29 protein-coding genes and 1 tRNA gene are annotated in these 17,362 nt (G+C 58.7%); 1 reads left to right on the top strand and 29 read right to left on the bottom strand.

Annotated elements, in window-relative coordinates:
- Positions 1-2: 2 nt before the first annotated feature.
- From Pan216_RS10030 to Pan216_RS10045, 4 genes are read right to left on the bottom strand one after another with little or no spacing between them, the layout of a single operon-like run.
- The gene (locus Pan216_RS10030) at positions 3-209 is read right to left on the bottom strand and encodes a hypothetical protein (RefSeq protein ID WP_145257861.1); all 207 of its coding nucleotides are present in this window, start codon (positions 207-209) and stop codon (positions 3-5) included.
- Positions 206-751 (bottom strand): hypothetical protein, encoded by a 546-nt coding sequence (locus Pan216_RS10035; protein ID WP_145257862.1) that lies wholly within the window; start codon positions 749-751, stop codon positions 206-208. Before Pan216_RS10035 ends, Pan216_RS10030 begins: the two co-directional genes overlap by 4 nt.
- Position 752: 1 nt before the next feature.
- Positions 753-1,022, bottom strand: coding sequence for a hypothetical protein (locus Pan216_RS10040; protein WP_145257863.1), 270 nt, complete (start codon positions 1,020-1,022; stop codon positions 753-755).
- A gap of 36 nt (positions 1,023-1,058) precedes the next feature.
- Positions 1,059-2,606, bottom strand: a complete 1,548-nt coding sequence (locus Pan216_RS10045; RefSeq protein WP_145257864.1) for an autotransporter outer membrane beta-barrel domain-containing protein — start codon at positions 2,604-2,606, stop codon at positions 1,059-1,061.
- Positions 2,607-2,789: 183 nt separating this feature from the next.
- Here Pan216_RS10045 and Pan216_RS28190 point away from each other — a divergent pair, with 183 nt between their 5' ends.
- On the top strand, positions 2,790-2,996 hold the full coding sequence (locus tag Pan216_RS28190) for a hypothetical protein (protein ID WP_419193667.1): 207 nt from the start codon (positions 2,790-2,792) through the stop codon (positions 2,994-2,996).
- A gap of 12 nt (positions 2,997-3,008) precedes the next feature.
- Here Pan216_RS28190 and Pan216_RS10050 read toward each other — a convergent pair whose 3' ends face one another.
- The 25 genes from Pan216_RS10050 to Pan216_RS10165 all read right to left on the bottom strand — a co-directional run bounded on the left by Pan216_RS10050 (position 3,009) and on the right by Pan216_RS10165 (position 17,243).
- Positions 3,009-3,188: a hypothetical protein gene (locus tag Pan216_RS10050; RefSeq protein ID WP_145257865.1), complete on the bottom strand. Its 180-nt coding sequence runs from the start codon at positions 3,186-3,188 to the stop codon at positions 3,009-3,011.
- Positions 3,189-3,266: 78 nt separating this feature from the next.
- Positions 3,267-3,539, bottom strand: coding sequence for a hypothetical protein (locus Pan216_RS10055; RefSeq protein WP_145257866.1), 273 nt, complete (start codon positions 3,537-3,539; stop codon positions 3,267-3,269).
- A gap of 11 nt (positions 3,540-3,550) precedes the next feature.
- Positions 3,551-4,660 carry a C1 family peptidase gene (locus Pan216_RS10060; RefSeq protein WP_145257867.1) on the bottom strand — a complete coding sequence of 370 codons (1,110 nt, stop codon included), beginning with the start codon at positions 4,658-4,660 and terminating at the stop codon, positions 3,551-3,553.
- Positions 4,661-4,702: 42 nt separating this feature from the next.
- Positions 4,703-4,951: a hypothetical protein gene (locus Pan216_RS10065; protein WP_145257868.1), complete on the bottom strand. Its 249-nt coding sequence runs from the start codon at positions 4,949-4,951 to the stop codon at positions 4,703-4,705.
- 13 nt (positions 4,952-4,964) lie between these two features.
- The gene (locus tag Pan216_RS10070; RefSeq protein ID WP_145257869.1) at positions 4,965-5,669 is read right to left on the bottom strand and encodes a hypothetical protein; all 705 of its coding nucleotides are present in this window, start codon (positions 5,667-5,669) and stop codon (positions 4,965-4,967) included.
- Between the two features lie 379 nt (positions 5,670-6,048).
- Complete coding sequence (locus Pan216_RS10075; protein ID WP_145257870.1) at positions 6,049-6,393, bottom strand: hypothetical protein; 345 nt, start codon at positions 6,391-6,393, stop codon at positions 6,049-6,051.
- A gap of 84 nt (positions 6,394-6,477) precedes the next feature.
- Positions 6,478-7,128 (bottom strand): hypothetical protein, encoded by a 651-nt coding sequence (locus Pan216_RS10080; RefSeq protein ID WP_145257871.1) that lies wholly within the window; start codon positions 7,126-7,128, stop codon positions 6,478-6,480.
- Entirely contained in the window at positions 7,125-7,442 is a 318-nt protein-coding gene (locus Pan216_RS10085) for a dATP/dGTP diphosphohydrolase domain-containing protein (RefSeq protein ID WP_419193668.1), read from the bottom strand. The genes Pan216_RS10080 and Pan216_RS10085 overlap by 4 nt, the downstream gene beginning before the upstream one ends.
- A 245-nt stretch (positions 7,443-7,687) precedes the next feature.
- The gene (locus tag Pan216_RS10090) at positions 7,688-8,203 is read right to left on the bottom strand and encodes a hypothetical protein (protein WP_145257873.1); all 516 of its coding nucleotides are present in this window, start codon (positions 8,201-8,203) and stop codon (positions 7,688-7,690) included.
- Positions 8,200-8,625 (bottom strand): hypothetical protein, encoded by a 426-nt coding sequence (locus Pan216_RS10095; RefSeq protein ID WP_145257874.1) that lies wholly within the window; start codon positions 8,623-8,625, stop codon positions 8,200-8,202. Before Pan216_RS10095 ends, Pan216_RS10090 begins: the two co-directional genes overlap by 4 nt.
- A 125-nt stretch (positions 8,626-8,750) precedes the next feature.
- Positions 8,751-8,945, bottom strand: a complete 195-nt coding sequence (locus tag Pan216_RS10100) for a hypothetical protein (protein WP_145257875.1) — start codon at positions 8,943-8,945, stop codon at positions 8,751-8,753.
- The gene (locus Pan216_RS10105; protein WP_145257876.1) at positions 8,942-9,352 is read right to left on the bottom strand and encodes an ASCH domain-containing protein; all 411 of its coding nucleotides are present in this window, start codon (positions 9,350-9,352) and stop codon (positions 8,942-8,944) included. Before Pan216_RS10105 ends, Pan216_RS10100 begins: the two co-directional genes overlap by 4 nt.
- Positions 9,352-9,939: a hypothetical protein gene (locus Pan216_RS10110; protein ID WP_145257877.1), complete on the bottom strand. Its 588-nt coding sequence runs from the start codon at positions 9,937-9,939 to the stop codon at positions 9,352-9,354. The genes Pan216_RS10105 and Pan216_RS10110 overlap by 1 nt, the downstream gene beginning before the upstream one ends.
- Positions 9,929-10,753 carry a DUF1376 domain-containing protein gene (locus Pan216_RS10115; protein ID WP_145257878.1) on the bottom strand — a complete coding sequence of 275 codons (825 nt, stop codon included), beginning with the start codon at positions 10,751-10,753 and terminating at the stop codon, positions 9,929-9,931. Before Pan216_RS10115 ends, Pan216_RS10110 begins: the two co-directional genes overlap by 11 nt.
- 12 nt (positions 10,754-10,765) lie before the next feature.
- Positions 10,766-11,377 (bottom strand): hypothetical protein, encoded by a 612-nt coding sequence (locus tag Pan216_RS10120; RefSeq protein ID WP_145257879.1) that lies wholly within the window; start codon positions 11,375-11,377, stop codon positions 10,766-10,768.
- The gene (locus tag Pan216_RS10125; RefSeq protein ID WP_145257880.1) at positions 11,374-11,619 is read right to left on the bottom strand and encodes a hypothetical protein; all 246 of its coding nucleotides are present in this window, start codon (positions 11,617-11,619) and stop codon (positions 11,374-11,376) included. The genes Pan216_RS10120 and Pan216_RS10125 overlap by 4 nt, the downstream gene beginning before the upstream one ends.
- Before the next feature lie 314 nt (positions 11,620-11,933).
- Positions 11,934-12,353 carry a hypothetical protein gene (locus Pan216_RS10130; protein WP_145257881.1) on the bottom strand — a complete coding sequence of 140 codons (420 nt, stop codon included), beginning with the start codon at positions 12,351-12,353 and terminating at the stop codon, positions 11,934-11,936.
- A 196-nt stretch (positions 12,354-12,549) separates the two neighbouring features.
- Positions 12,550-13,428 carry an AAA family ATPase gene (locus tag Pan216_RS10135; protein WP_145257882.1) on the bottom strand — a complete coding sequence of 293 codons (879 nt, stop codon included), beginning with the start codon at positions 13,426-13,428 and terminating at the stop codon, positions 12,550-12,552.
- A gap of 12 nt (positions 13,429-13,440) precedes the next feature.
- Complete coding sequence (locus tag Pan216_RS10140) at positions 13,441-14,586, bottom strand: PD-(D/E)XK nuclease family protein (RefSeq protein WP_419193478.1); 1,146 nt, start codon at positions 14,584-14,586, stop codon at positions 13,441-13,443.
- A 379-nt stretch (positions 14,587-14,965) separates the two neighbouring features.
- On the bottom strand, positions 14,966-15,349 hold the full coding sequence (locus tag Pan216_RS10145; RefSeq protein WP_145257884.1) for a hypothetical protein: 384 nt from the start codon (positions 15,347-15,349) through the stop codon (positions 14,966-14,968).
- Positions 15,349-15,525 (bottom strand): carbon storage regulator, encoded by a 177-nt coding sequence (locus Pan216_RS10150; protein WP_145257885.1) that lies wholly within the window; start codon positions 15,523-15,525, stop codon positions 15,349-15,351. Before Pan216_RS10150 ends, Pan216_RS10145 begins: the two co-directional genes overlap by 1 nt.
- A gap of 25 nt (positions 15,526-15,550) precedes the next feature.
- Positions 15,551-15,886 carry a hypothetical protein gene (locus Pan216_RS28195; protein ID WP_419193479.1) on the bottom strand — a complete coding sequence of 112 codons (336 nt, stop codon included), beginning with the start codon at positions 15,884-15,886 and terminating at the stop codon, positions 15,551-15,553.
- Positions 15,887-15,888: 2 nt separating this feature from the next.
- Positions 15,889-16,188 (bottom strand): DUF6948 domain-containing protein, encoded by a 300-nt coding sequence (locus tag Pan216_RS28200; RefSeq protein ID WP_419193480.1) that lies wholly within the window; start codon positions 16,186-16,188, stop codon positions 15,889-15,891.
- Between the two features lie 172 nt (positions 16,189-16,360).
- Positions 16,361-16,648 carry a hypothetical protein gene (locus Pan216_RS10160; protein WP_145257887.1) on the bottom strand — a complete coding sequence of 96 codons (288 nt, stop codon included), beginning with the start codon at positions 16,646-16,648 and terminating at the stop codon, positions 16,361-16,363.
- A 522-nt stretch (positions 16,649-17,170) separates the two neighbouring features.
- A tRNA-Arg gene (locus Pan216_RS10165) sits at positions 17,171-17,243 on the bottom strand.
- Positions 17,244-17,362 lie beyond the last annotated feature (119 nt).

Here is a 17,362-nt window from a genome sequence, read left to right on the forward strand (position 1 = left end):
CCTTAGTACGCCAACACTTCTCTCGCCACCCGTGGGGGATGGCTGTCGCCCTGCAACGTCGCCGCCATCTCCGCCGCCGCGATGTAGGGGGACGGAATCTTATTCAGGAAGTAGAGATCCCGCATCGTGAGATTCCCGTCCGGATCGAGGGGTGCCCCCGCCACGGGATTGGTCGCGGCGGCGATGTTCATCAGCCGACTGCTGCTCACGGGTCAACTCCCTTCAGGATATCGACCTCGCTCCCATTGTCGGAGAACTCGACCTCGCCGAGGACCGTCGATCCGTCCGACTGGTAGACGTAGGTCTTCCCGTCTGCCTTGTTCGTTCGGCGACGATGGAAGCACAAAGCCCCGATCCAGAGCATCCAGGTCAATGCCGATGACGTGCTCGTCGGCACATCGGTCAACTCGCTGGTCGCGGTCGTGAGCCCGACAATGTTCGACCCGTCCCAGTCGATCGTCTCTTCCCAGAACGGGCTATCGCTCTCCGTCGGAGAGCCGCCGGCCCGGATTCTCCAGATGATCCGATAACGCCCCCCCGGAAGCGACGATGGGACCGTGACCGCGTAGCGACCGCTGGCGGTCCCCTCCTCGGTGGCCGCGATGTCGTAGTCGTCAATATCAGACGAGTCGTAGGTGTCGAGAGCTTCGGAACCGGCATCCCAGACCTTGCCTGAATCGCTGCCGTCGATCCGTTCGATCACGACGTAAGCGGTCTCTCCAGTGGTGCCGAGCCCAGCGAGTGACGCCACGTCATTCCTCCCGATCGCCGATGAAGTCGCCATAGGGCCGCCTGGGGATTGCCTGACGCCCAAGTCTCACGCCCGCTTTATTCCAAATGTCGCAGAGTTGGAATTTGTTGATCCGGTGGAATCGCTGGAGTTGCGTTTCCTCGGGGTCGCGGTCCTCTTCCGCGATCGGATCGAGCCTGTCGGCTGCCGCGAGGATGCTGTCGTACATCGCCTGGTCGTCGATCGTGAACTTGAACCCGTCGTAGTTCACGACGTAGGGAAATGACGGCATCTAGTGACTCCTAGTCATCGTGAGGCTCGATCCATCTCACGTGTCCACAAACTTGATCTCGTAGGCATTGCTCCCGTCAGGAGAGAACAGCACCAGAAAATCGTTGCTACTCCCGGTCAATACGCGACTAGACGTGTCCAGGTGAATGTTGTCGACCCCGTCGCGGACGGTAATATCGTGCGTTCCCGCCGACAGAATCACGATCTGCCCAGCCGTCAAGTCGGTGAGCGTGTCTAGATCGTCAGCCGCCCCGCCCTCGCCCTGTACCGTCCTATGTGACCGCTGCTCGACGCTGAGCGCGCCCGACGATATCGTCCCCGACAGCGGATAGAGCGAAATGTTCCCAGCAATGATAGGCACCGAAAACGATGCAGAATACTGGGTGAACGAGACGTCGTAAGGGTTCGCGGAGCACGACAGATGTATCCCCTCGACGTCACGGGCAATCAGGTTGAGATACCCGCTGCTGTTTAACTCTACCTCGCCCCTGGCTGCTAGCGTTGCATCATACGTGGAGTTGGCGAACTCTACTGGCTCGTCAGTGAACAGGGTGGTTCCGCCAAGTGACACAGTCATGGCAGTTCCGCCAGCATTTTTATACCTGGCCTTGATCGTGTCGCTATCGAGGTAGAACGACGCGTCAGAGTTGCCTAGGTCGCCGTCGTCGATCGCGGACGCGGGAAGGGTTTGGATCAGGCGATTGGCGACCGTTAGATTTCCGGTCTCGACTTTTGCCCCACCAGGGGCGAACGATATGAGCGAAGCCACGCTTCCGGCGCTCTTTGCGGTCAACAGGCTTTGGCCTGGACGGCTCGAATGACTTGAGGGATTACTCTGAATCGAAATCCAGTAGTCATCGTCGGACTCGGATCGCGCGATGAACGCCGCACGATTCGACGCGCCATCGTCGCCATCAGAAAACACGATCGGGGATGAACGCTTGAAGAACGCCGAGCCGCGAAAGGTGACTGTTCCCCCCACATCCAGATCGTTCGCAATGTCGACATCGCCCGTCTCCCCATCGATCGTCATTGCGGTCGTCGAATTGGTCGCGAGAATCAGATCGCCTGCCGTCGACGTGTCATCTGGAGCGGAGATGGTCAGATGCCCCGAGCTATCAACGTCGATGGTCGCTGGGTATGAGTTCCCATAGCTACTGTCGCGAACATTGCACACACCATTCAAGAACACCGATTGAGGAATCGTGATGTTGCCGTTCGCGGCCACCGTGATCCGACTCATTCCGTCGGTCTGGAGCCTGAGTTCTCCTGGTGAGGACGTGTCATCGGGAGCGGAGATCGTGTAATTGCCCGACGTGTCCACAGAGTGTGTTGCCGGGTAACTCTCTCCATAGGTGCCATTGACGAATGTCGTATTGCCCGTCGCTGTCAGCGTCGTGACCGTCGCCGCAGCGGGGTCCGATCCTCCGAACACCACCCCATCGATGGCCCCACCATCAATGTTGACAGAGTCGGCGTCCTGGGTGGCAATGGTCCCTAGCCCCATCGTGGTACGCGCCGCCGAAGCATCAGCGTCGTCGATGAGCGTTCGTCCGAACGGAGATGGGATGACGATTGGCGGCATCAGACATCCTCCTCAATGTGCTTGCCCGCTAACGCCCTTACCACGCTCATCGGGATCGTGCAAATTCGCTTCCACTGCCCGTGGACGCGCTCTTCCATCCACACGTCCACAACCCTCTCAAGCTCTGGCCTGGTGTAACACAGGAGCTCTTGCCGGACCCTATGCCGGCAGTCGTCATATCCAATCAGGAACCGTTGCCGGTTACCCCATCTTCCGAGTAGTCTATACCTCGCCGGGGGCTCGAATAACGGTTCCAGCCTGTCGACGGTCGACGCATACGACCGAATCCGCTGCTCGTGCAATCCGTCATCGCCGCGCAACGGGGTTCTTACTGGCCCGACTCGCCTCTCCATGTATGGAGTGCGGTGTCTCTCGGGGTCGACATGCTGAGCAACCATGGCATCACCTGTAGAACGACATCCACATGAGCGAGAACACCACCGCACCCACCGCGAGGATCACGGCGGGCGTACTGCTCAACACCTTCACCGCGAGGGTCGCCCACAGAGGCATGCGGACGCGACGCTCAAGAGGCCGACGGTGGACGCCGTTGGTTGATCGGTGGTGGAGTCTCATCGACATCGGACTCTCCTCAGTGGGGGAAGGCTGGCCCCGAGCGGAGGTATCGAAACACTCGAGGCCAGCCGCGCGAGGCTAGGCTCACCGTCGATAGATCGGCCGCAGCTCGTAGCGGACACTGCATTGGCCGTTGACGCACTCCTGGATGCGGACCCGTTCGTAGCGGACCGGTTCGGCCGCGACCTCGGCTCGGTCCCCTTCCTTCGCCTTCTGCTTGGGGGCCGGACTCTCGAACAGGGCGAAGTTCAGCACGGGTGCGGCACGGACGACCTTGGCCGGCTCAGGTCCGAAAACCGCGAAGCTTACATCAGCGCCGCACGACGACAGTGCGGCAGCCAGGAAGATGGAACACATCAACACGCTCCTTAGTTGCGGCGAAGATCATCGTTGAAGGCCTCGCCAAAGATTGAAAAATCGACTGATTGCGCTGGGAATCCGTTGAAAGCTGAGAAGGCGAACGCCTCTCCACGTTGAGCCATCTTGCCGGCGATCGGGGCCGCGACCCAGAAGCCACCCGGAGGGGCATCGTCGGTCGAGGCATACTCGGACACCGGAGCGTGAGCGTCTTCACCCCACGAGTTGAGGCAGTAAGCCGCCCCATGACCACCGCCGGCGGACCGTGGGCAATCCACCGTGTCGTCCACCGCGACGAAGCACATCTGATGAGCCCAAGAGCCAGATGGAATCCCCCACAGCCGCCCATCGATCACTTTGGCTCGCATCTGGAAGCCCTGGTTCGATGCGATGGTCACCGGGTAGCCGTTGGTGATCGCGTCTCGAATTTCCTCGTACGAGTGAACGCGAGCCGTCGCCCCGACGATGTGCTCTTTCGCGATCTCGATGAACTGGCTTGGTGGGCCCTTGTGACCCCATTCCTTCGCGATATCTCCGGAGTATGGCGGGACATTGGGGGCATCCGCCGCAAGCACGCCGTACTTGCGGACCGCATCAGCCGCCCACACGCCGAGGCTCCCATCGGATCGACCAAGCCTACCGCCCCCGATCTGGACGCGAGACGTGCCGTAGATGTACGGTTGGAACGCCGAGCGGAATTCCTCCCTCTCGTTATGGAGAGCGATCTCCACGCACTGAAGGTAGTTGATCGCGTTGGCGGCGCCCTGGCTGACGCAGTCCCCGATCTTCTGGTCGAATGTCTCGAGGTGTTTGCCGTCGTTGACGAGCTTGGCCGCGTCCCAAAGATTGACCACGGAGCCCTTGGAGCTGTGAGCCGGCGTGATGGCAAACTTCGGGAATGTGTCGCCGATGGCGTTCCACGCCTGCTCGGCTTCATCTTCGCCCGCCCAGCCTTGGAGCGGTACTGGTGCCGGGTTGTCGTCGGAGCCGAGGTCGGGAATCAGTTCCGGGTTGTAAATCGCCACCGCCGAGATAATCGCTACGACGATCGCCATCGCGAGCGAGGTCTTCGGTTTCTTCTTGATGGCCGCGAGCCACGAGCCGAGTTTCGAGAAGTCCATTCGTCAGTTCCCTGGTTCGTCCACGTTGGTCGATCCGGCGCCCTACGGGCAGGCGCCGCCGAGTTTGTTGCGTTGAGAGCGAGACGTTGCTTCGACCGGGTCACAGACCGGAACTGGCCTGACCTCGACAGACTCTTGCCGCGTCTTCAACCCGACAATCCGCGTCGCCAAGTCGAGTTTGATCGGGATTTGAAACTGGATCTGGAACATCGAGGCGACTAGCGTCCCAATCGCGATGCCGCTGGCCATCCACGTGCTCTTCTGCGCCTTGCTGAGCGGTTGCTCGCCCATTGCCGGACTCCGTTTACTCGAGTTCCGCTGCTTCCAGGCCGTCAGCGATAGCCAACCATGCGTCTTTGATGTTGCGGCAGTCGTTGAATACGCCGCGTTCGAAGAGGTCCGACATGTAGGCCTGATAGGCTGGCTGCCAGTAGAGCTTCCAGTCGCCGACGTATCCGGCAGCGGCCTTGCGGACGCCAGCCGACGTGAGAGCGACCACTTCGCCGCAATCGCTATCGGACGTCACGCTCGAACCGATCTCCCGAAAGACCGCCGCCACGTCAGCGGATCGGTGCCGGGCATCGGCTGGAAGCGTTTGAGCCCAAGTGAACGAAAGCTTGGTGAGCTGGAACGCACCGTCGGCCGGCAGGATTGGTTCGTCGTCGGGGCCGGGCGGGATGTCGCCTTGCACGGTGATGATCGTTTGAGCAACCGCCGCGTCTCCACCGTTGGCGACACTGAGCATGACGGCGTATGGCCCGGGATACTTGCTCGAAAACAGCATCATCAGCTTGCCGGCCTTCGGAACCGGTCGCAGCTCGGCATCGTTTGGGATGACCGACCACTCGTGGTCCGATGCGACCGACTCCGAAGCGTCGAGGAACACGACGACTCCTGGGTCTGGCTCGGACGTGCCGATGACATTGATTACGGCCTTGGCCGGCGAGGGGGGCACCGGCGAGGGATCTTGCGTGGGAACGAAGAGGAGCAGGATGGTCGTCAAGTTCATGGCATACCTCGCGCACGTTTTTGGTTAAACGCACGCGGGCTGCCTCCTGACACTCCCGCGAGAAGACATCTGGACCGATGTCTATCGGCACTGTATCGATCAGGTCTCAGAAAAGCAAGGTGGAGTTTCGGTCTCGGGGTTGATCTTCACGTCGCAAGAGGCGTCGATCGTGATTGCCGCCTTCGACGCGCGGGAGAGGATAACGACGATCGGTTCCCCGTCCGGCGGGATGATCTCTATCCGCTGCCCACGCTTCAATCGCGTGGTTTTCGTGCCACGCTTCTTCATCGCAACCATGGTTCCACCCCTTAGTCGATTGAGGTCGGGGGCTGGGATGTCTCTCAACCCAGCCCCATGGTTCTGGTTGGCCGACGAAGAGCTAGTCTTGCTCTCCACGATGTTCCCGCTGTTCCTTTGGCACGGTTTTCACCTTGGCCTTTTCGGGCGCCTCGATCTCAATGAATTTGTTCTCGCCGTCGAGCTTGACCTTCGTGATGCCGTGCTTGTGCATCTGCTCGATGAGCCTCTGCTCGCAGTGCCCGCGATTCTCTGCGGCTTCGGCCGCATCGCGCTTGGCTTGAATGAATTTGTCGCGAGCGTCGAGAACCTCCTTTGGCGGCTTCGGCGTCTCCATGCCGGGGAACTCCGACTGTTCGAGACGCTCCTTAGGCTTCTGGCTTCCCGCCGTTTTCTTCTTCACTGCGGCTTTCTTCTTCACTGCCATCCTTGAACCCTTTCACTTGAAATGCGTTACTGAAACCTACGCAGTATTTTCCTCCTGTTGCCTCTTACACGACCGCCGGCGAGGTCAGTTCCTTTTGATCATGTCCTCACGGGGAATGACGCCCATCAATTGCCCTTGCCCGCCATAGTCGAAGACGAATCGCAAACGTGGTTCGTTGTTGGCAAACGCGACTGACGCTCTCACGTTCGGAAGCATCGAGACCAGCCGCAAGTAACTAGCGTAGAAGTGTCCCTCTCCGCGAAAGGGGGTAAATGGCTTGTCGGCCGTCCACCCCGTTCCCTTGCACTCGAAGCATCTCCAATCAAAGCCGTCTAGCCTCACCTCGTAGCCAAGGCCATCGCAGATATTGCACTTGCGGTGACAGTGTGGACACTCGCCGTCGATGTCGCACCTCTCGCATTTCAGCCGCTGGACGAATCCTTTCCTGCACTTATCACAAGCAGCCCACAGGGTGACATCAGTTGCTGACTCATCCGTGACCGGCTCGCCCGGCTCATCGACCCAATCCCAGTTCAGGTGATCGACACCCTTGGGCAGATGGCCGGTAGACGACATCCGCAGCTGTCCCTCATCGGGCACGCGGGCGCAAATGCAACCGTCGGTCGCGTAGATCCAGCCATTGCGAGCGAACGGGTGAGCGAGATTGTGCCGCCCGTATGGCTCACCGCAAAAACGATAGAGGAGCGTCATATCGAGTTCAGTTGCGTTGCTCATTCCACCTCTCCAGTCAACGCCATCTCATGCGCCATCAGCATCCGGCACGCCGCGTGACCCAAGTGGTCATCCTGGGTGTCACCGGCGAGGTAGGCGAACACGTGCGTGAGCGCGTGATTCAGATGATCGTCTGTCGCGATACCCTTCCAGTTGCCCTCCCCATACTTCAGGGCGCCGCGGTGCAGGACACCCGCGATCGCGAACAGCGAATGCGCTGGCAGGAGGTCAAACCGAACGTCTATCGCCGATTGTTTGCGGCCTTGCTCGTTCTCGGTGATCGGCGCGTTCGGTGACAGGTCAACGTCAATTGGCATCACTCACCACCTCCCTCTCGCTGTTGCTATCGAGCCGACGATCAACATGGCCAACAACAAAGCCACGGTCCCTAGGATGCCAATTGTCCATTGAATGTCAGTCATCGGTGGAGTCCTTTTGGCCCCCATTCCACGAATGCCCGTGCCGTCAACGCGTGATTGCAGCCAATCACGAACGCCTTGGCGGTGATCACATTACCGTCTTTGATTTCCAGAAGAGTCGGTTTCGGATGGAATAGGAAAACTCATTTGAACCCTTTCACTGCTTGCGCCATGGCGACGGTCGCCGGCTCCACGATCCCTTCCGCCACCAAACCCAACTGGTAGAGACCGAACGCGTCGCCCACGTCATTGGACTCGAAGAGCTGCTCCCATCGCTTCTGGATGTGGGCCAGCATCACGTCTTTGGGCGCGTTGCCCTTGCCGGTGACGAACTTCTTGAGCGTTGTCGGTGGCACTTCCACGATGCGGTTGGACAGGTCGACCAGATGCCATCTCAGGATGCCGCCGAGTTCGCATAGCCGCGATTGGCCGGCGAGGTTGTGCCCGAACGAATAGCTCTCGATGTAGATGGCGTTGATAAAGTGGCTCTTGAGGTAGTCGAGAATGCTAGCCACAAGCAGGTCGTAGCGCATCACGCGATCTGCAACCGCTTCCCCTAGGCTCTTCGACGGAAACTCCTTCGCGTGCCACTCCCTACCATCGCCGATCACCACGGCTGTGTTGGTCAGCGAAGCGTCAATGCCAACGATGTTGCTCACTTCTTCGCCACCTTCCCCTCGAAGCCGCATTGTTTGCACGCGAGCATCCACTCGCCAATCCCGCGCATTCGCTCGATCATCTTCTCTTGGCAGAGCGGACAGAGTTTCGATTGAGCTTGCTTGATTGGCATCTGGACGACGTCTTTCTCTGTCGACGGCCGCAAGATCTTCGCGTAGCGGTGACGGAGTAGCGTTACCTCGACTCGTCGCACGTCGATCGCGAACAGATGCTGGCCGTCATTGACGAGCAGGAACGGAAGACTGATCGCTTCAATGCGCAGTGGCTCACCGGTGATGTTCTTCTTCTTGGGACGAGGCGAGTGGAAGATGTAGGAGTCGTTCCAACAGCTTGACGTTTCGTCTCGCTCATCCGTGATCGCGATCCACTGGCCTTCGCGCAGGCAATCAATCGGTGTGCTCATCTGTCTCTCCCAAGGACGTGCCCCGACCGGCCAGAGTTCCAGCCGGGGCACGGACCCAAGCGGTAAAGAGTCCCACGTGATACTGAGCACGCGGAACCCTCACGCCGGCTACGCGCCGGAGTGATTCACGGTACATCCTCGGTCGTCAGCTCAATCGTCCACCAACCCCAATGCGCGTCGCCGGTATCCACCTCGATCTCAAGGCCAGTTTCGTCCAAGGTGGTATCGATAGGCTTGATGCCAATGTCTGCCTTCTCTAACGATTCCTTGAGAAGATCGATAACCGTCTGCTTGGCGGCGATGATTTCTTCTTCACTCATGTTGCGAACTCCAGTTCCTCGATTGTTAGTGGCACATCGAAACTGCCAAGTCGCCCCTTCCATGGGATCGGCTCAGCGAGTGCTCGCGGGTTCTGAAGCAACAGGCACCAAGGCCCTTCCGCCCAATAGAGAAACGCAGGCCGCTCGTAGAACAGGTCACCTAGAGACATGCTGTCGACGACATCGACAACGCCGACAACGCATCCCGCCGGAAGGGTGTTCGGCGATTGAATCCCGTACGTCTTCTTCAGCAACGCATCGTTTCGACGAGGACGAGATAGAGACGCGTGGATCAGCAGAGGCCCGCGGTAGCAGGACTTGATCGGCGGCCTCGTGCGGTTCTCGACGTTCTTGCCTTTGGCGAGGATCGCCCATGCCCAAGGCTGTTGGATGGATAGGCACTTCATCAGACAGCTTCCTTTCCTTCGTGCTTGACCATGTAGAGACGCCCGTCCTTGTCGAAGATCTCGGGACGATCGCCTCGCATCTCCTCTTCGCGCCACGAGCGACGGGCCACGATCATTCGCTCAGGGTCGAATCGCGTACGACTGGTGACTCGGTCGCCACGGTGACACGTGCATGCCACCGTGCCGGTTTGTTTCATGCCCAAGTCTTCGCCGTAGAGCTTGATGCAATTCGCCAGCCACGTCCCGCACGCGTAGATCGACACGTACCCCGAGTCGAGACACCATTTGCACTCGTAAGTGCCTTCGCGATGCCTCCGGTTGGCTGGAGTATCGACGCCCTTCGACATCTCCGAGCACAAGCGACGGATGACGGCCGCGTGTCGCTCGTACGGCGTTGTCTGCTCCGCGCCGTAGAGGCGCTTGGACGCTTCACGCGCTGTGTCGAACTCGAACGAGACTAGAAGTTCCCGCCATGCTCGGAAGATCATCTGACGATGGTCGTCTTCCTGCTTGTTGAGCCACGTCTTGATTCCCGGGAAAAACGCGCAGTGGCGTTCAAACCAGTCTTTGAACTCGTCATTGGTCATCCGCGCCGTCCTCGCCAAACGCCTTTGCCATCTCCGCCTTCAGGTCGAATGGCTTCGGCGACGAACCCTCTTGGTTCGCCAAATCCCATTCGCTCTCGTCGTCGTCGTACCGCCCCCCGTTCAGCCACGTCGCGGGGTGCGGGATGAATTGTCGATCACCACGACTTGCCATCGGAGACGCCGCGAACGCCTTCACGCGGCTCAGGAGGAAGTCGATTGTTTGCTTCGAGGTCCAATCGTGTTCGGACCGCAGGCGAGCCCCAGCACGCTTGTAGGCTTCGTGCGCGGCTTTCTTGGACACCTTCCGGGGGTAGTGTTCCCACCACTCGGAGAAGGCCTTCGAGTATTTGAATTTTGAAGACTTCGATTGGTCCGAATCGGAATCCGTCAAACCGGAGGTTTGATCGAGAGAGTTCGAAGAACTCTCTTCTTCTATATCTCTGGTTGTGGTTGTGGTTGTGGTATTGCCATTGGCAGAATCATGCGGTTGCCATCGTGATCGGGCACCCTTTGTTCCTGCTTCCGCTTTCCTCTTCCTCTTCTGTTCCATGAGTTTACGTTCATTCTCAAGCCGTAAATTGATGTAGCGTTTCTGTCCAACGTCATCGACGTATGAGTCAAATTTGAGGTCGATTACGGTTCGGATTAGGGCCCGTTTGCGTCCACATTGATGCGTTTGATGTTCCGTCAACGGGCCCTTCGCCCACTCCAAAGCGAGCAGGCGAATGTAGATGCCGACTTCCGCGTCCGACATGTCCATGGTGCCCACGAGGAAGTCGTCGGCGTAGAACGGAAACCAGGGCGTTTTGTCCACGAAGAGCTACCATTAGAACGGGACTGCGTCATCGTCTTCACCGACGTCCGGAACCGGCGACTCTACCGGCTCTTCGGCCTCTGCTGGAGTCGCCTTGGCCTTCCCCTTGGACTTGGCTTTTGCCGCCTTGGGTCGCCCCTTCGGCTTGGCCTCGTTGCGTGTCTGGTTGCCAGCGATCGCGCGGAACTCTCCACCGAATTTCTGTTGGAGCTGCTTAGCCTTCTCGGGGGAAATGTTGCCGCCGCCGGGCGTCGCGTCGTAGTTGTTAATCCAACTGATTCGGAAGCGGATCTGATCCTTGTAGGAATCCTCCTGGACCACGATCGAGACCGGATGCGGATCCCACTCCTGGTTGATAATTGCTTCGAGGTTGCCCTCGAACCCCGTGCTCTTAGCTAGGCTTTCAACCTGTTGACGGTTGATGGAGCCATCCTTTTTGATGACCCACAGATCCCCTCTCGCGACGAGGTTGTGCTCGGACCAATCGCACCATTCGCCTTCATGCCAGACGTCGAGAATTTTGACCTCGATCCCAATGGCAACCGCTTCCGATTCAGCCTCTTTCAGCCAATAGGAGACGATGTCGCCGCGAAAGTTTCCTGCCTGTTGAATTTCTTGACTCATTGCCCGTCCTTTTCCTGCTCGTTACCCTCAGACGCCCGTTCATCGTCGCCGGTCAAATCGGTGTAGAGACCAGCGAACAATGTGAACTCACCAGTGAGTTGATGAAGCATCATCGACTCACCACCTCCATTGACCCACACCTCAAGCGAGACGGTCCCGCTCGCGTCATTGAGTTGCTCAATGATGTTTCCCAACTCGGAGAGCAATTCCTTCGCTCGATCAGCTAGTGCTTTTTCGTTCACGACATTCCTTCCTGTGAGCTAATAGAGGACGTGATCCCCACCCCTCGTAACGGATTTCGCTTTTCGGAGTTGAATCATGAGGATTCCCATGTTTCTTCGGTGCACACCGTTCGCATTGGACCATGAACTCTTTGAAGAGTAGCGACGCCAACAGCCAATGAGACGTCACGACCATGTCAGTTCCGCAAATCTCGCACTTCGCGCGATGCTTAGATGAGACCAGGTGTATGTGTTGGTGAGAACGTATTTCCCCTAACCCCCAGATCACTACACAGAACTCGATGAAGCGAACATGCAACGGTTGCCACTTGGTCCTAGACGATTCCGTCGAGATCTTGTGCATTGACTTCCATCCTTGCAAAGTAGGCCCTGAACAAAGGCCAGTTCTCTAGGCCATCCCAAGTGCCGATCGTCCGACAGTAGTCCGCGGGCAACGCGTCGAGAGCAACGCCGACGTTGGCCCCAAAGGGCATCAGCGTCTTCGTGTCGATGCCGTACGCGTCCCGCGCCATGATGGAGTCACAGAAGGCCATTACTCGCGGCGTGGTCTTTCCCGAGCCGTCCCACCAGCCGTAATATTCGCGATCCGAATACCTCTCTTCGGAGTGAAACGACGCTTGGCCCTGGGGGAGATCGACGTAGAGAATCTTGTCGTATCTCGGCGTTTCTGGATCCTCCTTCCATCCCCAGTTGATCGACTCGATCTTCTCGAGCGCCACGTTCAAATAACGCATCGCCTCTGCTTTCCCTCGATACGCACTCTTCGCATGGGAACGCTTACGGTAGGTCTTTGCTCGCTGCGACCGCTTAGCAGCCCTGAACAAGCCGAAGGCGACTTGGCCGATTCGGCCACGAGCAATCAGGTCGCAGTAGTAGCGAGTGGTTACCGCGCCGTCAGACTGATGGAATACTTCCTGTGCCTTCACGTCCCTACTCCTCTCCGAAGATCACGTCCCAAAGCTCGTGACTCCCCTTCGGGTAGGGAATCACCTCGGGGAACTCCCTGCCGTTGGGGATCGTCCGATGCTTCGCCCACGCCGTTGTTGTCCGAACCGTATGGATCGAGCGGACATCGCCCTTGGCCACCCGACCGTCGTCGTTCACGCTGCGATCGTGGTCGATGCGAAAGAAGTGATTGCACCACTCGAAGACACGTTCGCGAAGTTTGCCAGTCTTCGGCGGAGACTGAAGTCGCGGCTGGTACTCGTAGTAGTCGTCGACTTCGGCCGACGGGACTTTCTCGGTGCACTGATGACAGACCACGATGCAGTGGATTCCTCGGCGAGCGATCGCGTCGAGATCCTGGAGAATGAGCATCGCGGCTTCAAAGATGTGGGAGAATCCCTTGCCGAAGCCGTAGTCTTCAATGCGCCGAACCATCCTCCCTTTCTCGTGAGGGACGTTGTCGATCACCCATTCGCGGATTCGATCCTCGAGCGAAGAGAATGTGTCGATCACAATGGCGTCGAAGTCACCGCTAAGAGCAATCCCTTGGAGAGCGGCGCGAACATCCTCGAAGCTGTAGGCCAAACTGCCATCATCGAGCGTTGCTCGAGCAACATCGATACCCATGGTCCCCTGGTCGAGGTCGAGAAAAAGCGGGTCAAGCCCCACCTGTGGCAGGGACGCCACCAGCTCAGTCTTGCCGATGCCTCCCGGCCCGTAGATGCCGATCTTCTCTCCCTGAGCGATCGTCCCCCGCACGACGCCAATGCTGCGGCTCGACGTCGACGACTGAGACGATGAGGGCGGAGACGCCCCGCTCGGCTTGGTCGGCTGTGGTTTCGGTGTGGGTGCGCCTTTGGCCATGAATGGTAGTCCTTATGTGAGTTCCGGATGAACGTTCTCGACACGAACAAAGCCGTCCGGCGTCGGCCCGCCGTTCCATTTGGAAGTGCAGAGACCAAAAAAAGCACAGTATTGGCAGGTGTTACGTGAAACCGTCTTGTACCAACGGTCACGCAACTGAGCCTCGCGGATGGTTTGCTGGATGTCCCACATCTCCGACATGCACTCGTCAATGTCGGCATCAAGTCGAGCGATCTCGATGCGGGAAAAGTAGAACTCGGGGCGTTCGCCCATGTCCGCAAACAGCTTCTCTTGCCACTCATCGGACGTCATCGGACGACTTTGCAACACCCATCCCTTTTCGGCGTCGGCCGTCTGACGTGGAGCCCCGTAGGTGCATTCGCAGTCAGCGGTCATCGTTGGCATTGCGTGAGTGGTTTCGACACCTTGGCACACTTCCCCCGTGCCTTGGCAATGTTCGCATTTCTTCTTTGGCCTGATTCGGTTGAACACTCGCTCTCCATGTCGATCGAGAACGATCTTCTTGCCATCGTCATCGAGCAACGGGATGGGAGTCGCCGCGATGGAAGGCTTGCGAACGGCATCGTAGAGGACGCCGCTCACGTTGTAGCCCATCTGTCGAGCGGCCCAACAGTAGAGACTGATCTGAGAATCGAGTTGGAGTCGTCGCCAATAGACACCGTCTTGCTCAAGCGACTCCGACACGAATTTAGATTCGAGCACAAGCAGCCGGCCGTCGATCTCGACGATACCGTCAATTTTCCCCGCGGCGTCCCACAGCGGCGTTGCGGCGCCCGTCTCGGGGTTGGTCAGTGGCAGCCGAAAGGATTGCTCCGAGGCGATGACCGTGACTGGCTGCTCTTCCCATCGCCAGACGTAGCCCGAAACCAGACACTCGACGGTCTCTCGCTCCATCGCCCACTCGTAGTCGTCGAATTCGTCGGGACAGGGGCCGTACGACGTCCGCACAGCTCCTAGGGCCTTCTCGATGTCCTGCGTCTTGCGGTAGACATCGAGGCCTTCGTGGCCCGCTGCCCCCATGCGGAGTGCCTTGCTGTCGACCTCCTTGCGGATGCCTAGCTCGTACTCAAACTCATGCTTTTTACGGCACGCCTTGAATGACTGCATTCGCGAGTGGGTAAGGAGTTGCTTAGACATCGGTGACACCCTCCGATGTGCTGGGACACCAAGGGAGGATCGCATCGCAACGCCCACAGGGACGCGCCCCGCACAGTTCCTCGGGGTCGATGATGCCCCTGAGTTGTTCCGTTGCCTCTGACTCGATGCCCAAGGTTTCGACGAGCGCCGACAGATTGAGTTGCAGCTCAGCAGCCGACAACGAGAGCGATCGGATGGTTGGCTGAGTAGGATTGAGGTCTAGCTGAACAACTCGCTCTAAGAGTCGAATCGCTTTTGCGGCCGTCCCACGCGCCAACGTTAGGCAACGGGCGCGTTCCATAGGAGCATATCGACACTCGACTAAGTTAGACATCCGCAGAACTCTCCTGGGTGGGGATGCGATTGGCGACGACACCTATCATTCGGACGGGAACTCGACCTTGAAGCGAAACCGTGACGCCGAAGCTTCGATCATGCCGTCGAGCATCGCTTTCACCATCGCGGTATGGGTTTTCTTCTGGCCGAATTGCCGCTTGAACTCTTCGACGAGAACCCCTTGGTTTGACTTCGCCCACTCTTGGATTGCTTGTTCCGTCGCGTCGCGAATAACATCCCGGCAGACGTGTTCGATCCAGGGAATCGTGTTGCTCGAGTATTCTCGCTCTTTCACCTTGCGATTGATGATCGAGCCTACGACTCGCTCAATGAGTCCTTTCTCGTTGCCGAGCACTTCAATGATTGCGGCTTGGATCTTCGCCTCGACGATGGGTTTGACCACGTCGTCGCCGATCTTGACTTCCATCAATTTCCCCCTCTCTCTGCAACTTCCTTCCGAACGATCGTGACATCCTTGTCCGCATCGAAGCCGATCTGAACGCCTTCGCCACGGCAGTTGTGATGGAGCAGGACGACGCGGATCACCTTCCCGCCTGCCTTGATCACCACCTCTTCTCCTTCTCGCCGTCTTAGCACCAACATTGCGTGTTCCCTCTGAATGGCGTGGTTAGCCGTAGCCGTAGCCGTAGCCGTAGCCGTAGCCGTAGCCGTCGCCGTCGCCGTAGCCGTAGCCGTAGCCGTCGCCGTAGCCGTAGCCGTCGCCGTCGCCGTCGCCGTAGCCGTAGCCGTAGCCGTAGCCGTCGCCGTCGCCGTTAATCAGCCCGGTCGCTGCCGACAGAATCCAGTCCTTTTGATTGGGCTCAGCGAGAGCGTAGAGCCGATCGGCACGAACGGCTGTCCGCGATTGGAGACCATGCGATTCGATGAACTCGCTGACTCCATCCTCGCAAGCCCCAACCGCTCGGAAGTGGTCGGGGGTCAAGTAGATCTTGGGGACCTGCATACTCAGCTCCCGTGGGTCTTGGCGCCTTGCCACGCTTCCGCCGCTGCGGGCGTGCAATCGACGATTGATGTGACGCCCACAAGTGAGACACGAGGCGCGGGCGAACCGATCTTCGATTTTTCCGTGGGGCCTGTATCGGCTAGTTGGAGGAACCCTCCCTCAGTCCCGAAGTAGATGCAGTTGCGGACACCCGTCAGTGCCACCGAGCAACCGGTGGGGCCTTCGCTCCCTTCCGATTCCAGTTGCCCAAAAAACACGCCTTTCCATTGAGTCGTCACAAGAACCGGTCTCTTTTCATCCATCGAATTCTCTCCTCTTGAGTTTCTAAACACACAACCAAACACAACGAATCAAAGCGGCCCGGACGGCTCAGCACGCCGTGGCGCACCGATCGAACAACATGCGACGTTCCACCGTTCCGGGCCTACACGTCGCGATGCCTGCTAACGCGACGTGGCTCAGGGAATGACTCACCTATCGAGGTTGAGTCGAAAGCACGTATTGCTCCAGCTCCAACCGATCGACGACGGTTCTCCGCTTGACCGGCCGATAGGGCTTCAACATCCTCATGCTCAACAGCTTCTCGATCGAGGCTTCCGAGATGCCGGCGTAGCGCGCCGCATCTCCCTTCGAGAGGAACCGTGGGAGGATCCTCGCGTCGGTGTCCGTGAGGGCCTTCGCGATGACTTCGAGTCGATCGAAGATCAACACATTGAGTGTCGCAAGATCTGTCACCTCGGCGTCAGTGGCGGAAGCACTCATACCGGTAGCCCTGGATTGGTCCGCTTGCATTCCCACCCGAGTCGACGGAGTTGCTTTTGTGCCTCTGCCGCCAACTCGAGGTCGTTATCCTCAAGGCCCTCGACCAGTTGGGCGAACCACACCGGCGCCGATTCGCTTGGCTCAGGGGCCGGCCGTGGCTCGCGTTTTGTTCGGGTTCCTGACTTCGCCATCATCTGTGCGTCCTGCGTTGGACTTCGTTGCCTCTGCAAGAACGGGATCTGGTGGAATCCACCAATCGCCCACCAGACGTAAAGACCGTGACGGGTTGCTGTTGAGGGAAATTGGGCGAAAGAATCTGTTGGATTTGAGGGGTTCATCCACCAGATATCCAACAGATTGGCGACTGGCGGGAAGTGAGAGTGCAAAAAACGAAGTGTGCACAGCTTGTGCACGGTCGGGGCGTCATTGGTAGGAGATCAGGGGTGATTTAGTCGAAGGATAGCTGCTAGCCTGGATGTGGCAGATGAATGGAAAGTCTTGCAGGTGAAGTGGTTAAGAAAGCACGCCCGGTAGGATTCGAACCTACAACCGTCGGATTCGAAGTCCGCTACTCTATCCGTTGAGCTACGGGCGCGACGTGTCGCAAGCGATCAGCTTGCTCGCACGAGCGTCTTGCCGCAAGTCGGGGATGCCCCGGGGCGACATGGCCCGTGCCACGTCTGTCGTTGTATGAGCGGTCGGCGAAGCATCAAG

The sequence above is a fragment of the Kolteria novifilia genome (genome assembly GCA_007748055.1).
Lineage (GTDB): Bacteria > Planctomycetota > Planctomycetia > Kolteriales > Kolteriaceae > Kolteria > Kolteria novifilia.